Annotated in this window: 14 protein-coding genes; 13 read left to right on the plus strand and 1 reads right to left on the minus strand. The window is 54.9% G+C overall.

Annotation, left to right across the window (positions count from 1 at the left end; translation table 11 throughout):
* Window positions 1-58: 58 nt before the first annotated feature.
* Window positions 59-1,462: an FAD-binding oxidoreductase gene (locus DKB62_RS09440; RefSeq protein ID WP_107196534.1), complete on the minus strand. Its 1,404-nt coding sequence runs from the start codon at window positions 1,460-1,462 to the stop codon at window positions 59-61.
* 164 nt (window positions 1,463-1,626) lie between these two features.
* Here DKB62_RS09440 and DKB62_RS09445 point away from each other — a divergent pair, with 164 nt between their 5' ends.
* The 13 genes from DKB62_RS09445 to brxF all read left to right on the plus strand — a co-directional run bounded on the left by DKB62_RS09445 (window position 1,627) and on the right by brxF (window position 14,322).
* Complete coding sequence (locus DKB62_RS09445; protein ID WP_087476791.1) at window positions 1,627-1,953, plus strand: FtsB family cell division protein; 327 nt, start codon at window positions 1,627-1,629, stop codon at window positions 1,951-1,953.
* A 123-nt stretch (window positions 1,954-2,076) separates the two neighbouring features.
* The gene (locus DKB62_RS09450) at window positions 2,077-2,511 is read left to right on the plus strand and encodes a S1 domain-containing RNA-binding protein (RefSeq protein WP_087476792.1); all 435 of its coding nucleotides are present in this window, start codon (window positions 2,077-2,079) and stop codon (window positions 2,509-2,511) included.
* 113 nt (window positions 2,512-2,624) lie between these two features.
* Window positions 2,625-3,551, plus strand: a complete 927-nt coding sequence (locus DKB62_RS09455; protein WP_107196535.1) for a Ppx/GppA phosphatase family protein — start codon at window positions 2,625-2,627, stop codon at window positions 3,549-3,551.
* The gene (tilS, locus tag DKB62_RS09460) at window positions 3,548-4,552 is read left to right on the plus strand and encodes a tRNA lysidine(34) synthetase TilS (protein WP_107196536.1); all 1,005 of its coding nucleotides are present in this window, start codon (window positions 3,548-3,550) and stop codon (window positions 4,550-4,552) included. Before DKB62_RS09455 ends, tilS begins: the two co-directional genes overlap by 4 nt.
* 69 nt (window positions 4,553-4,621) lie before the next feature.
* The gene (hpt, locus tag DKB62_RS09465) at window positions 4,622-5,161 is read left to right on the plus strand and encodes a hypoxanthine phosphoribosyltransferase (protein ID WP_107196537.1); all 540 of its coding nucleotides are present in this window, start codon (window positions 4,622-4,624) and stop codon (window positions 5,159-5,161) included.
* Window positions 5,162-5,289: 128 nt separating this feature from the next.
* The gene (ftsH, locus tag DKB62_RS09470) at window positions 5,290-7,206 is read left to right on the plus strand and encodes an ATP-dependent zinc metalloprotease FtsH (RefSeq protein WP_198643539.1); all 1,917 of its coding nucleotides are present in this window, start codon (window positions 5,290-5,292) and stop codon (window positions 7,204-7,206) included.
* A 206-nt stretch (window positions 7,207-7,412) separates the two neighbouring features.
* Entirely contained in the window at window positions 7,413-8,381 is a 969-nt protein-coding gene (locus DKB62_RS09475; protein WP_095629181.1) for a biotin--[acetyl-CoA-carboxylase] ligase, read from the plus strand.
* A gap of 169 nt (window positions 8,382-8,550) precedes the next feature.
* Complete coding sequence (locus DKB62_RS09480; protein ID WP_087476798.1) at window positions 8,551-9,315, plus strand: type III pantothenate kinase; 765 nt, start codon at window positions 8,551-8,553, stop codon at window positions 9,313-9,315.
* A complete protein-coding gene (gene dusB / locus DKB62_RS09485) occupies window positions 9,299-10,294 on the plus strand; it encodes a tRNA dihydrouridine synthase DusB (protein WP_107196538.1) in 996 nt (331 codons plus the stop codon). Before DKB62_RS09480 ends, dusB begins: the two co-directional genes overlap by 17 nt.
* Window positions 10,295-10,443: 149 nt before the next feature.
* Window positions 10,444-10,932 carry a transcription elongation factor GreA gene (gene greA, locus DKB62_RS09490; protein ID WP_087476802.1) on the plus strand — a complete coding sequence of 163 codons (489 nt, stop codon included), beginning with the start codon at window positions 10,444-10,446 and terminating at the stop codon, window positions 10,930-10,932.
* A 23-nt stretch (window positions 10,933-10,955) separates the two neighbouring features.
* Window positions 10,956-12,464 carry a lysine--tRNA ligase gene (gene lysS, locus DKB62_RS09495; RefSeq protein ID WP_095629183.1) on the plus strand — a complete coding sequence of 503 codons (1,509 nt, stop codon included), beginning with the start codon at window positions 10,956-10,958 and terminating at the stop codon, window positions 12,462-12,464.
* Between the two features lie 69 nt (window positions 12,465-12,533).
* Window positions 12,534-13,739 (plus strand): hypothetical protein, encoded by a 1,206-nt coding sequence (locus DKB62_RS09500; RefSeq protein WP_107196539.1) that lies wholly within the window; start codon window positions 12,534-12,536, stop codon window positions 13,737-13,739.
* Window positions 13,740-13,857: 118 nt separating this feature from the next.
* Window positions 13,858-14,322 carry a BREX-3 system P-loop-containing protein BrxF gene (gene brxF / locus DKB62_RS09505; RefSeq protein ID WP_087476805.1) on the plus strand — a complete coding sequence of 155 codons (465 nt, stop codon included), beginning with the start codon at window positions 13,858-13,860 and terminating at the stop codon, window positions 14,320-14,322.
* Window positions 14,323-14,411 lie beyond the last annotated feature (89 nt).

Consider the following 14,411-nt stretch of genomic DNA (forward strand, 5'->3'; position numbering starts at 1 on the left):
ATACACAGAATGGCTATCCTTGGCAAGAGCCGCCGCGGCCGGCCGGGCTGGGACAGGCCTATTCTATGTCGAATATTTTGCCCGGATTGAGGATATTGTTGGGGTCCAGGGCTTTTTTGATAGCTTTCATCATGGCCAGCTCGTCGGGATTGGTAAATTCTTCCATCAAATGCTTCCGCTTAAAGCCGATGCCGTGCTCGCCCGATAAGCGGCCGCCGTGGGCGTAGATGAAGGCGTACAGCTCCTGCTGGTTTTGTTCGACCCGGCGGGCCCAGTCTTCGTAGGGCGTATCGTCGGGCTTTAAGATGTTGAGATGGATGTTGCCGTCGCCGGCGTGGCTGGCAATGCGGGTGATCAGGCCGTATTTGCCGGCCAGGCGGAGAATTTCCGCCAGCAGGAGCGGTTCCTGGTCGACGGGGACGACGACGTCTTCTTTGCTGACGATGAGACTTTCGGCGCGGACTGCCTCGGCAAAGGCCTTGCGGGCCTGCCAGATTTTATTGTGGTCGGCGACGAGGACCGACGACGCGCCGTGTTGCGTGCAGAGCTCGTCTAAGGCGACGGCCTTGTCGTCCAGGTCGTCGTCATGGATGCCTTCGACTTCGACGATGAGGTAATTGCCCGAATCGCTGCCCTGCAGCTTTTCATGGAGATATTTTTCTACCGATCGGATCGTAATATTGTCCATGTATTCGACGCAGGTCGGGACGATGCCTTGCTTTAAAATGGCTCCGACGGCGCCGATGGCTTGTTCCGGCGAATCGAAAACGGCCAGCAGATCGAGGGCGTATTTAGGCTTCGGCAGGAGCTTGACCGTCGCCTTGGTGATGATGCCCAGCGTGCCTTCCGAGCCGATGACCAGCTGCTCGAGGCAGTAGCCTGTCGATTGCTTCTGCAGGCGTGCGCCGAGCTGGACGATGCGGCCCGTCGGATTGACGATTTCCACGTCGTATACCTGATGGCGCGTCGTACCGTATTTGACAGCCCGGTTGCCGCCGGCGTTGGTGGCGATATTGCCGCCGATAAAGCAGGAGTCGCCGCTGCAGGGGTCGCCGGCGTAGAACAGACCCTTGGCTTCGGCTGCGTCCTGCAGGTCCGACGTGCGGACGCCCGGTTCTACGACGGCGTATAAGGCGTCTTCGTTAATTTCCAGAATGCGGTTCATTTTTTCCAGGGACAGGACGATGCCGCCGTAAATAGGCACGGCGCCGCAGGCTAGCCCTGTACCGGCCCCGCGGGGCACGACGGGAAAATGATAGTCGTTGGCCAGCTGGACGACAGCGGCGACCTGCTCGGCCGTTTCGGCAAAGACGACGGCTTCGGGCATGTGGTGGTACGCCGGGTCGGTCACTTCGTCGTGGGAGTAGGGCTGCATTTTATCCGGATCTGTCGTGACGTTTTTAGGGCCGACGGCAGCCTGCAGTTTTTTTAAAATTTCAGGAGTAATCGGTTCATATCTCATGAGCAAAGACCTCTGTTTCTTCATAGTTTACGTTCTATTATATAATATCAGCGGCGTTTGCGAAAGTGGGCCGTATTAAATCGAGAAAAAACTTTATCTTAAGTGAAAATGAAGGTATACTTATAGCATGCGTGTTGCAGTGCCTATATTAAAGGAGCAGAATCATGACGGAAAAACGGGATGGGCGGCTCCGACGTACCGGGACGGTGCGCCGGCGGCGTACGAAAAAAAAGAAGGGGATGACGCTGTACAAGGGCATCGTCCTTCTCATACTGCTGGTCGGAGGAGTCTTCCTGTGCCTGCGCATGTATCAGATGTGGCAGATCCACGAGGACATGAAGCGGACGCTGCAGCAGGAGCAGGCCTTGACGGAAGAAAACCAGCGGCTGAAGGACCGGAAAGAACAGCTTATTTCCCCCGATGCCGTAGAAAAACAGGCGCGGGAACAGTTCGGACTGGCCGAGCCGGGAGAAATCCCCTACAGGCGCTGACGAGGCGTTCCGCCTTAGGAATTTACATTATTTTGCGATTGAATTTTTCGCCGTTTATGAGTATAATAGCGTTATACGTGTTATCAGCAAAGCTGAAGCATACAAGGAGGAATATAAGGTAACATGACAATCGAAGTAGGCAGTGTATTGGAAGGCACCGTGACAGGGATTACAAAATTTGGCGCTTTTGTAGAGCTTCCTGACAAGAAGGTGGGCTTGGTCCACATTTCTGAAGTTGCTAATGAGTATGTAAAAGATGTGCACGATTTCTTGAAAGTTCAGGACAAAGTAAACGTCAAAGTTTTGTCTGTCGACGATAAGGGAAAAATCGGCCTGTCTATTAAACAGACCCAGCCGGCTCCGGAAAAGAAAGAGTTCCGTCCAAGACATGAATTCCGCCAGCACAACAATTTTGACTCGAATCGCCGCTCTTCTACATCGTTGTCTTTCGAGGACCGGCTTAGTAAATTCCTGAAGGAAAGTGACGAACGCCAGATGGATTTGAAACGCAATACCGAATCAAAACGCGGCGGCCGCGGCGCTCGCCGTGCCGATTGATTTCGTATATCGGTAATCATAAGGACGAATAAAGAGTATTCCTGTCTTGGAATGCTCTTTTTGTTTTACCGACTGGAAAGGGCTGTCCGAGTTTAGAACGAGGTACATGACAGATGAAGGATAAGGAATTTGCCGTTGTCGATATCGGCTCCAATTCCCTGCGCCTGATGACGGGGCGCTGGGAAGATGATCGCTGGAAGTTTTCGGCGAAAGAATTGGAAACGACTCGCCTCGGCTATCAGATAGAAGAGACAAGGCATTTATCGCCGGAAGGGATTGAGGCCTCCCTTGCGGCCATGGCCCGATGGCAGGCCCGGTTAGGATCCGTTCCCGTCTGTGCCGTCGCGACCAGCGCAGTGCGCGAAGCCGCAGACGGCCAAGCCTTTTTGGCGGAAATACGGGCCCGTTTTGGCTGGCACTGCCGCTGCATTTCCGGCCTGGAGGAAGCGGCTCTCAGCTTCTGCGGGGCGGCAGCCGGCGTTGAAGCCGGCAAGGAGGCCGTCGTCCTGGATATCGGCGGCGGCAGCAGCGAAGTGGCCGTCGGCCGGGACGGCGTCGTCGCCTGGTCTCACAGCTATCCCTTGGGCGCCGTGCGCCTGACGAAAAAAAATCAGATGGAAGAAGGGGAGCTGGCCGCTTTGGAAGCCTATTGCAGCCGGCAATGGCTGCCTGCGCCCATAGAGCCTTCGGCATCCCTCATCGGCGTAGGCGGAACGCTGACGACGCTGGCGGCGATGGAGCTGGAACTGACGGAATACGATCCGTCCCGCATCGAAGGATGCGTCGTGCCGCTGGACCGCCTGTCCTATCACCTGGACAGACTGCGTCGCATGGGCCCAGAAGGCCGCTGCCATGTGGCGGGACTGCAGCCTAAGCGCAGCGACATCATCGTCGCCGGGCTGGCCGTCGCCCGCTCCTTTTTGCAGCACTATGGCTTTGGCTGCATTCGCATCAGCGAAAGCGATTTGATGGAAGGCGTCTTTTACCGCCATTCCTTCCACGATGCCGCTTGGCGCGGAAGCGGCGGGAGCGGTCTATGAACGTCGTTGAAACTGTAGAAGCATACTGCCGGCAGCATTCGCTGTTTCAGCCGGGAGAGACGGTTCTGATCGCCTGCTCCGGCGGGCCCGACTCACTGGCGCTGCTGGATATATTAGCCCGGCTGCGGCCGGACTATAACTTGCGCCTCGCCGTATGCTACGTCCATCATGGCATTCGGGATGCCGCTGACGAGGAGGTCCGGTTTGTACGGCAGGAAGCGGAGAAGCGGGCCTGTCCATTTATCTGCCGCCGGGCAGACGTGCCGACGTTGGCGGCGCAGGAGCACGCGTCGCTGGAAGCTGTCGGCAGGAGAGAGCGGTATCGCCTGCTTCGCGAAGAAAAGGACCGTCTGGGGGCCGCGGCGATTGCCGTAGCCCATCATCAGGACGACCAGGCGGAAACGGTGCTGCTGCACTTGCTGCGCGGCAGCGGACTGACCGGATTGGGCGCAATGCGGCCGCAAACCGGCGACGTCATCCGCCCGCTCCTGAGTATAACGCGCGGAGATATCGACGCCTATGTCAAAGAGCGGAATCTGATGCCGCGTCACGATGAGACGAACGACTCTGCCCAGTTTACGCGCAACCGCATCCGCCTGGAACTGCTGCCGGCGCTGCGGCAGTATAATCCGTCCATCGTCGGCGATTTAAACCGGCTGGCGCAGATTGCCCAGGCGGAAGACGACTGCATGGCCCAATGGGCGAGCCGACTGTACGAGGCTCACGTCAAGCCGTGCGAAGGCGGGGCCGGCGTGGAAAAGAAATGGTTTCTCAGCCAGCCCGTAGCCCTGCAGCGCCGCCTCGTGCGCCTGCTGTGCCGGAACGCGACGGGGACGGAGCGGGATATACCCTTTCATTACGTAGAAACGATGCGGGAGCTGGCCTGCAAAGGCGCGGGCAAGCAGTTCCAGACGGGCCGCGTTACGGCCTATACGACGAAATCCGATTTGTGCGTCGTAGTGTCGCAGGGCATAAAGGGCCGGCGCAGAACGAAATCATGAAAAAGAAAGCATCGCAGGGAAGCCTGCGTCGTTATATATACTTTGTCATTCCGGGGGAGGATATACGATATGCATCAAGACGTAAAAGAAATATTATTTACAGAAGAACAAATACAGAAGCGAGTGCGGGAAATGGGCGCGCAGATAACGGCCGATTACGCCGGCAAGACGATTTTGCTGTGCGGCATTTTGAAAGGCGCCGTCGTGTTCTATACGGATTTGGCCCGCCAGATTCAGGTTCCCGTAAAATTTGACTTCATGAGCTGTTCCAGCTACGGCTCGTCGGCCACGTCGTCCGGCGCGGTTACGATTCGCAAGGACATGGACAACGACGTCGCCGGAAAGGATATCCTCATCGTCGAGGATATCATCGATACGGGCATTACGCTGAGCTATCTCGTGCCCTATTTGAAAGACCGCGGCGCTAATTCGGTCAAGCTGGCTACCTTGCTGAGCAAGCCGTCGCGCCGGCAGGTCGACATCCACGTCGATTACAACGGCTTTGAAATTCCCGACGCCTTCGTCGTCGGCTACGGCCTGGATTATGACAGCTCTTATCGGAATTTGCCTTATATCGGCATATTGAAGGAAGAAATTTATACGAAATAAACATACACTATTACCGTCTTGTTTTGCGGGAAAAGCTGTTGTTGCATTGTCCGAAGTATGGTAATATAGATATTGTATTGGTTGCATGACATTACTTAATGATAGATTACTTTGAAAGGAGTAGTATCTTGAGCAAATTTGTGCGTAATGTAAGTTTATACTTACTGATTATCATCGTTGCCGTTTCTATCATCGATGCGTTTACGACAAATAAAGCTGATAAATCGGAAATTTCCTATACGAATTTCATGAATCAGGTTCAGCAGAAAAAGGTAGACGCAGTCCAGATCACGGACGACCACGCCATCGTCGGTCAGCTGAAGGACGGCACGTCTTTTACATCATACGCCCCGACGGACGCGGCTATGATGCCGGCCCTGCGCGACGCGGAGGTCAACGTCATCGCCAAGCCGCCTGAACAGCCCTCGTGGTGGATGAGCCTGCTGAGCTCTATCCTGCCGATTTTGATTCTCATCGGCGTGTGGTTTTTCATCATGCAGCAGACCCAGGGCGGCGGCGGCCGGGTGATGAATTTCGGCAAGAGCCATGCGAAGATGCACGGCGAAGGAAAAATCAAGGTATCCTTTAAAGATGTTGCCGGCGAAGACGAAGCGAAGGAAGAATTGGCGGAAATCGTCGAATTTCTCCGCAATCCCGGCAAATACAACAACATCGGCGCCAAGATTCCCAAGGGCGTGCTGCTCTTCGGGCCTCCGGGCACCGGGAAAACCCTGCTGGCCCGGGCCGTTGCCGGCGAAGCAGGCGTTCCCTTTTTCAGCATCAGCGGCTCCGACTTCGTAGAAATGTTCGTCGGCGTCGGCGCGTCCCGCGTGCGCGACCTTTTCTCCCAGGCTAAGAAAAACGCGCCGTGCATCGTCTTCATCGACGAAATCGACGCCGTAGGCCGCCAGCGCGGCGCAGGCCTCGGCGGCGGTCACGACGAACGCGAACAGACGCTGAACCAGCTGCTCGTAGAAATGGACGGCTTCGGCGCCAACGAAGGCATCATTACGATCGCCGCGACGAACCGTCCCGATATCCTCGACCCGGCGCTGCTGCGTCCCGGCCGTTTTGACCGGCAGATCACCGTCGACCGTCCGGACCTGCGGGGCCGCCGGGCTATCCTGGAAGTGCACGCAAAAGGCAAGCCTCTCGGCAAGGACGTCGATTTGGATATTATCGCCAAGAAGACGCCGGGCTTTACCGGCGCCGATTTGGGCAACCTGCTGAACGAAGCGGCGCTGCTGGCGGCTCGCGCCGATAAAAAAGTCATCAACATGGCCGAACTGGAAGAAGCCAGCGAAAAGGTATGCTTCGGCCCGGAACGGCGCAGCCATGTCATCAGCGACAAGGAAAAGCGCCTGACGGCCGTTCACGAATCGGGCCACGCCCTGATCGCTTATTTGCTGCAGCCGAACTCCGACCCGGTCCATAAGGTCACGATTATTCCCCGCGGCCGCGCCGGCGGCTATACGATGATGCTGCCGAATGAAGAACGGTCCTATGAGACGAAATCGTATTATCTGGCGCAGATCCGCGTCGCCTTGGGCGGCCGGGCTGCCGAAGAAATCGTCTTCAATGAAATCAGCAGCGGCGCGTCGGGCGACTTGCAGAGCGTTACCCGCATCGTCCGCCAGATGATTACCCGCCTGGGCATGAGCTCCAAGCTGGGGCCGATGGTCTTCGGCGAACAGCAGGACCAGGTGTTCCTGGGCAAGAGCTTGGGCCACGACCGCAATTACGGCGAAGGCGTAGCCGAACTGATCGACAAGGAAATGCACGATATCGTTACCGAGGCCTATGCGGACGTACTGCGCATGCTGAAGGAAAACATCAAGGCTCTTCATAGCATGGCAGAAGCGCTGCTGGAAATCGAAACGATTAATCACGAACAGGTAGAAAATCTGATTAAATATGGTTCGCTGGAAGCGCCTAAGCCGGAAGGCGACGGCGAAAGCGCCGAAGGTGCCGAACCGGCGGAAGGGCAGAAGCCTCATGTAGAAGTCAGCCCGTGGGGCAATACCGTATCAGAAGACAAAAACTAAATGAAAAAGCTGCGGCACTGTCGCAGCTTTTTTATGTGACGGAGAAAGTTTCTGGCAGATACATAAAATATGTAATGATTTATATTACTTTTTCTTGATATTGACAGGGATTTCTTTTATGCTACAATTTCTGTATGCCCAAAGATATAGGTATGTCAGCTATATCTATGTCGGCATCGTATCGTTAGTATTAGGAGTGAAAAAGAATGAGACAGGATATCCTGGATTATTTGATGGAGAATCAGGGGACTTTCGTATCCGGACAAAAAATTTCCGAATTATTTGGGATTTCCCGTACAGCCGTTTGGAAACATATCCGCGTCTTAAAACAGCGGGGATACGTCATTGAATCGTATACGAAAAAAGGCTATTGTTTGAAAGAAGCGCCGGAGCTGCTGCGGCCGGAGCAGATTGCCAACGGGCTGAAGACCGGCCTGTTTGGAAAAAAGATCGTGTATTTTGAAAAGGTGGATTCGACGAATACGGTGGCCAAACGACTGGCCGACCAGGGCGCTGACGAAGGGACGATCGTCGTCGCCGAAGAACAGACCGGCGGGAGAGGACGGCTGGATCGTTCTTTCATTTCGCCCTTCGCTCAGGGGATTTGGTTTTCCCTTATTTTGCGGCCTACCTTTCCGCCTATGGAGGTTTCTAAGCTGACGCTGGTCGCCGCCGTGGCCCTGACCAAGGTGCTGCGCCGGGCCGGCCTCATTCACTGCGGCATCAAGTGGCCCAACGATATTCTGGTCGGCGACAAGAAGCTGGTCGGGATCTTGACGGAGCTGAACGCGTCCGTAGAAAAGATCAACTACGTCGTCATGGGTATCGGCATTAACACGGCCCTCGGCAAAAAAGCGCTGCCGCGGGAGCTGAAAAAGACCGTGACGAGCTTCGCCATAGAAAACGTGCCCGTACAGCGGGTGGAATTGCTGCAGGACGTGCTGCGCGAACTGGAACGATACTACGACGTGGCAGGCGAGCAGGGCTTCGCGCCGATTTTGGAAGAATGGAAGGTCTTGTCCTGCATGCTGGGACGGGACGTAGAAGTCTCGGCGTCGGACCGGTCGTTTACGGGAAAGGCCGTGACGCTGGACGAAAACGGCAACCTGATGGTCGAGACGGCAAACGGCATGGAACGGGTGCTGGCCGGCGACGTGCGGGTTCGCCCCGTCTGACCGGACGGCGGCAATCGAATAGGATAGAGCGGCATACGCAGTACAGAACGGGCTGCGCCATGCCGCTTTTTCTTCGGGAAAATAGACGGCAAGACCTATCCAAGGAAGAAAAACTTTGTTATTATAGTAACCGTATATTATTTCATTTAGGGCAGGGAGAGTACAGCGTATGTTATTAGTCATTGATGTAGGAAATACAAATATTGTTCTCGGTGTATTCAAGGGAAAGGAACTGCTGGACCATTGGCGCATTTCGACGAACAAGCTGCGCACGACGGACGAATACGGCGTGCTGATTCGCGACCTCTTTTACTTGAACGACGTGAATTCGGAAGATATCGATTCGATCATCATTTCGTCTGTCGTGCCGCCGGTGATGCCGACGCTGGAACGCATGTGCCAGCGCTACTTCGGCTTGGTGCCGCTCATCATCGGGCCGGGCGTGAAGACGGGCATGGATATTAAATACGACAATCCCCGCGAGGTAGGCGCCGACCGCATCGTCAATGCCGTGGCGGCTTACGCGAAATACGGCGGCCCGGTCATCATCATCGACTTCGGTACGGCTACGACCTTCTGCGCCGTCGATAAGAAGGGCAACTACCTCGGCGGCTCTATCTGCCCGGGCATCGGTATTTCGACGGACGCCCTGGTGCAGCGCACGGCCAAGCTGCCGCGTATTGAAATCCGCCGGACGGAAAAAGTCATTTGCCGCAATACGGTGGAAAGCATGCAGGCCGGCGTGTACTACGGCTACATCGGCCAGATCGAAGGCATTGTCAATCACATGCGCAGGGAATTGGGCGGCAACGCCAAGGTCGTCGCGACAGGCGGCTTTGCCGTCGTCCTTGCGCCGGAAACGAAGGCCATCGACGTCGTAGAACCGATGCTGACGTTGGAAGGACTGAGAATTATTTATGAACGAAATTGCTAAGCCCTTTGCCATCGGCCCGGTCCGGCTCGAATGGCCGGTCATCCTGGCGCCTATGGCCGGCGTATGCGATTTGCCGTACCGCGTCATTGCCCGCCGCTATGGCGCGGCTTTGGTCTGCACGGAAATGGTCAGCTCTCAGGGGATACGCTATAAAAACAAGCATACAGAAGAACTGCTGTATATCGACGAGCGGGAGCATCCCCTGTCGATGCAGATATTCGGAGCCGATCCCGTCGTCATGGCCCAGGCGGCGGTAGCCGTTGAACAGGCTGGCGCAGATATTGTCGATATCAACATGGGCTGTCCCGTCAAAAAGATCGTCAAAAACGGCGAAGGTTCTGCCCTGATGAAGGATTTGCCCAAGGCGGAACAGGTCATCGCCGCTGTCGTAAAGGCCGTGTCGATTCCCGTCACCGTAAAAATGCGTACCGGATGGGACGACGATTCCTTTACAGCCGTCGAATTGGCTCAGCGGGCGGAAGCTGCCGGCGCGGCGGCCATTACCGTCCACGGCCGGACGCGGGAGCAGTTTTACAGCGGCCGCGCCGATTTGGACAAGATACGGCAGGTCGTAGAAGCCGTCTCTATCCCGGTCATCGGTAACGGCGACATCGTAGACGGCCCGTCGGCGGTGCACATGTTTGAGGCGACGGGCTGCGCCGCCGTCATGGTCGGCCGGGGCGCCCAGGGGAATCCGTGGATTTTCCCGCAGATATACCGCTATATGGATACGGGTGAAATCCTGCCGCCGCCGTCGCCGATGGAACGGTACGAGCAAATTCTGGAGCACTTTGAAGCCCTGCTGGCCTACAAGGGCGAATATATCGGCGTGCGGGAAATGCGGGCCCACGCCTCGTGGTACACGAAGGGCATGTACGGCTCGGCGGCCCTGCGCGAACGCATCAATCGGGCCGCCACGGCTCAGGCCTTCAGGGACTGCATCCATACGATGATGGAAGATGCGGCTGCGATGGAGTAGCACCGGGGGAGGGGGCTGCTTGCTTTTTGGTTGACATACATAACAGATACGCATATAATTAAAGTTATCGTAAAATAGAAAGGTGGAAATAGTGCCAAGGTGTCTTGACACTATTTCTATTTGCCGTCATAGGGAAAAGGAGTACTAATATGACAAATGAAACGCTGATTACGCAAGAAGGTCTGGAACAATTAAAGGAAGAATTAAACGAGCTGAAATCAGTTCGCCGCATTAAAGTTTCCAAACGTATTCAGGAAGCGATCGCTTTGGGCGACTTGAGCGAAAACTCTGAATATGATGACGCTAAAAATGAACAGGCTTTTGTCGAAGGCCGCATTTCCGAATTGGAAAATAAAATCCGTACAGCAAAAATCATTCAGGAATCTGACGACAGCAGCGCGAAGGTGCGCCTGGGCTCTAAAGTGATTCTGGAAGACGTAGAAACGGGCGACCGTTTTGAATATACCGTCGTCGGCACGGCGGAAGCCGATCCGTTCAACAATAGAATTTCCAATGAATCTCCCGTAGGCAAGGCGATTTTGGGACAGCCGATCAACGAAGCGAATCCCGTCGTCGTCACGGTCAAAGCGCCGGCAGGCGAATTGAAATACCGGATTTTGCCGTTTACGGCGGAATAAAAAAGCCTATAGGAGGAATTGTCATGTCCGATGAAATGCAGAAAGAAAATCTTGTCATAGAAGAAGAAAAATTAAACGACCAAATGAAGGTGCGCCGCGAAAAGATGCAGAGCTTTATCGATGCCGGCGTCTATCCCTTCGGTCAAAAATTCGACTGGGATCACCATGCCCAGGAATTGAAGGACCAGGCAGAAGCCCTGGAAAAAGACGAAACGGTCGTCCGCATTGCCGGCCGCCTCATGGCGATCCGCCGTCACGGCAAGACGGCCTTCTGCGTCCTTCGCGATATCAGCGGCGAAATCCAGCTGTATTTCCGCAAGGATATTTTGGGTGAAGAATCGTATACCTTGTTCAAACTGCTGGACATCGGCGATATCGTCGGCGTCGAAGGGGCTGTTTTCACGACCCATACGGGCGAAACGACGGTTCGCGTTGAAAAATGGACGCTGTTGTCCAAGTCTCTCCGTCCGCTGCCGGAAAAATTCCACGGCCTGACGGATAAGGAAACGCGCTATCGCCAGCGGTATTTGGACCTGATCGTCAACCCGGAAGTAAAAGACACGTTTATTAAACGTTCCCAGATTATCAAGGGCATTCGTCAGTATTTGGACGAACGGGGCTTTTTGGAAGTAGAAACGCCGATGCTGCACACGATTGCTGGCGGTGCGGCTGCCCGTCCCTTCAAGACCCATCACAACGCCCTCGATATGGATATTTACCTGCGCATTGCGCCGGAACTGCACTTAAAGCGCCTGCTCGTCGGCGGTTTGGAACGGGTGTATGAAATGAACCGCTGCTTCCGCAACGAAGGCATCGACACGCGTCACAACCCGGAATTTACGACGGTAGAATTGTACCAGGCCTACGGCGATTTGGAAGACGTCATCAAGATTACGGAAGAAATGGTATCTCAGCTGGCCATGAAGCTGTACGGCACGATGAAGATTACCTATATCGACAAGGAAATTGACCTGACGCCGCCTTGGGACAGAATGACCATGATTGAAGCCGTCAAAAAATATACCGGCGAAGATTTCACGGACGTCAAGACCGTAGAAGAAGCGCGGGCTATTGCCGACAAGCTGCATGTCGAATACGGCGAATACGACGGCATCGGCAAGATTATCAACGGCTGCTTTGAGGATTACGTAGAAGAAAACCTGATTCAGCCGACGATCATTACGAACCACCCGCTGGAAATTTCGCCGCTGAGCAAGCAGGACCCGGATAATCCCTTGCTGACCTATCGTTTTGAAGGCTTTATTTACGGCCGCGAGCTGGCCAACGGCTTCGGCGAATTGAACGATCCTATCGACCAGCGCAACCGTTTTGTCGAACAGATGAAGGAACGCGAACGGGGCGACGACGAAGCTCATCAGATGGATGAAGACTACTGCCGCGCTCTGGAATACGGTTTGCCGCCGACAGGAGGCCTGGGTATCGGTATCGACCGCTTGGTCATGTTCCTTACCAACAGCGCGTCCATTCGCGACGTACTGTTGTTCCCGCTTAGCCGTCCGGAACAGAAATAATTAGGAAACACCCTTTGAACCATCGTGTCGAAGGGTGTTTTTTGCAAAAGCCCCATGAGGAGGAAGACGATGAACGGAAAAAAGAACTTGATACTCGCTGTTTTTTGCCTGTTGTGCGCGTCCTGTCTGCCCGTCGGGGCCGTTTCTGCCGACGGCAGTCCCGCCCAGTCTGAACCTGCCCTTCCGGCAGTCCAGAGCCATACCGGCGCTGCGGCACAAGTTGCGGCGGCAGGGGAAGGTGAAGAGGCTGATAAAAAAGACAAGAAGAAACCGATTTCCAACGGCAAGGTATTGACCAAAGAGGAAATCGGGGCTATGGATATTGCCGTTCCCAGCGTCCTGCATGCCGGCGATTTTCACGTCGGCGGCATACACTGCGGCGACAGCTTGCGCAAGGTCCGAAGCCTGTACGGCAGCCCGACGAAGTATGCCCGCAGCGCCCATTATACGACGATGCAGTATGACGGCAAGGATATTGCCATGCGGGTTCGCAGCCGCAACGACACGGCCGATATTCTGAAAGAAACGGGAGAAGAACGGGAAGGCGTCCGTATCGGCGTCGAATCAGTGTTCCTGACCAGCGGGAAAGACGCCGTCTTCGGCAGGGGCCTGCGCCTGAAAATGCCTGCGGAGGTACTGGTCCGCCAGATGGGGATTCCCTCCAACGTCTTGCGCGATGCCGACGCCAATATTTATTACTTTGTGTATGAAAATCCCGCCAGGGACAGCGCCATGATTTTTGCCGTCGCCAATCGGAAAATCGAGCGGGTGGCCCTCATGCCGCCGCGTCCGCCCTACAGCCGCGGTGAAGCCCTGCCGGCGCAGAATAAATGGTCGGAACGGGATTTTACGCTCATGGGATTCAGCTTGAACCAGCCCTTCCAGGCTAATAAATACAACATGTGGAATAACCTGGTCAAACGGGACAGCAACAATTTCTGGCTCTATGGCGATTACGGTGTCGAAGTAGACCGCCGGAACATGGTGCAGAAGGTCTTTCTGCTGACCAACAACGCCTATACGAGCCGCGGCGCGACGCTGGGCTACCATGTTTCAACGGTATTGTCACTGTACGGACGGCCCGACCGGGTCGAAGTTGGGCCGGAAGCGGAGAAATCCGTCGACGCCTATTACTACGACAGCCCCTTCCAGAAGGGCGTTTCCCTGGTCTTCGTCGTCAACCACGCCAGCCGGTATGTGGAAGATGTGCTGCTGATCAGCGCGCCTATTCAGAATCTGCAGGACCCTATGGCCCGTTACGGCCTACAGTCCTGACGGCGGCGCGGGACGATTCTTCAAGTATATACAAATAAAATAGCAAAAATGCTTTACTTATATGACTGACATCCAGTATAATAAATATAACTAATACTAGCAGATGAAGGTGATTTTCATGGTTACAGATGCAGATGTTTTAAAACGGTGGAAGTACATTGCTCAGGAAGATGAAAAGCTGCTTATCCTTATCGGCGGTCCCGGCTCCGGCAAGAGCAAGCTCATCCGTGAACTGACGTTCCAGGATGGCTGGAAGATTTGCGAAGCCCGCGAGCTCTTCGACGACGAATTCTTGGAAATTCCTCGGGCCGACCGTCCGGAAAAAGCTATTTCCCTCATTTCGACGGCGATTCACCGCCTCAACGCCCGCGTTGTCATGATCGATAACGTAGAATTCCTGTTCGCCCCGATTTTGAACCTCAATCCGGTTCAGATGCTGAAGGACTTGAGCAAGGAATGCCCGATTATCGTCAGCTGGCGCGGCAGCTTGGAAGGCAACACGTTGTATTTCGAACACAACGGCGATCCCAAGTATGCTAAATTTACAATCGAAGATCCGAAACATGTAATGTCCCTCGACTGATTTCCCCGTACGTGCGTAAAACGCCGCAGAGCCTGTTGATTCTGCGGCGTTTTATTTTGCTCTTTTTTTCTCTGGTACGGCATGGTATA

The organism is Megasphaera stantonii (genome assembly GCF_003367905.1).
Classification (GTDB): domain Bacteria; phylum Bacillota; class Negativicutes; order Veillonellales; family Megasphaeraceae; genus Megasphaera; species Megasphaera stantonii.

What these genes read in the sequence shown, in the direction of transcription:
- brxF (WP_087476805.1), top strand. Translation starts at nt 13,858, where the DNA reads ATGGTTACAGATGCAGATGTTTTAAAACGGTGGAAGTACATTGCTCAG.
- DKB62_RS09440 (WP_107196534.1), bottom strand. Translation starts at nt 1,462, where the DNA reads ATGAGATATGAACCGATTACTCCTGAAATTTTAAAAAAACTGCAGGCT.
- lysS (WP_095629183.1), top strand. Translation starts at nt 10,956, where the DNA reads ATGTCCGATGAAATGCAGAAAGAAAATCTTGTCATAGAAGAAGAAAAA.
- DKB62_RS09480 (WP_087476798.1), top strand. Translation starts at nt 8,551, where the DNA reads ATGTTATTAGTCATTGATGTAGGAAATACAAATATTGTTCTCGGTGTA.
- hpt (WP_107196537.1), top strand. Translation starts at nt 4,622, where the DNA reads ATGCATCAAGACGTAAAAGAAATATTATTTACAGAAGAACAAATACAG.
- tilS (WP_107196536.1), top strand. Translation starts at nt 3,548, where the DNA reads ATGAACGTCGTTGAAACTGTAGAAGCATACTGCCGGCAGCATTCGCTG.
- DKB62_RS09500 (WP_107196539.1), top strand. Translation starts at nt 12,534, where the DNA reads ATGAACGGAAAAAAGAACTTGATACTCGCTGTTTTTTGCCTGTTGTGC.
- greA (WP_087476802.1), top strand. Translation starts at nt 10,444, where the DNA reads ATGACAAATGAAACGCTGATTACGCAAGAAGGTCTGGAACAATTAAAG.
- DKB62_RS09475 (WP_095629181.1), top strand. Translation starts at nt 7,413, where the DNA reads ATGAGACAGGATATCCTGGATTATTTGATGGAGAATCAGGGGACTTTC.
- DKB62_RS09455 (WP_107196535.1), top strand. Translation starts at nt 2,625, where the DNA reads ATGAAGGATAAGGAATTTGCCGTTGTCGATATCGGCTCCAATTCCCTG.
- DKB62_RS09450 (WP_087476792.1), top strand. Translation starts at nt 2,077, where the DNA reads ATGACAATCGAAGTAGGCAGTGTATTGGAAGGCACCGTGACAGGGATT.
- dusB (WP_107196538.1), top strand. Translation starts at nt 9,299, where the DNA reads ATGAACGAAATTGCTAAGCCCTTTGCCATCGGCCCGGTCCGGCTCGAA.
- DKB62_RS09445 (WP_087476791.1), top strand. Translation starts at nt 1,627, where the DNA reads ATGACGGAAAAACGGGATGGGCGGCTCCGACGTACCGGGACGGTGCGC.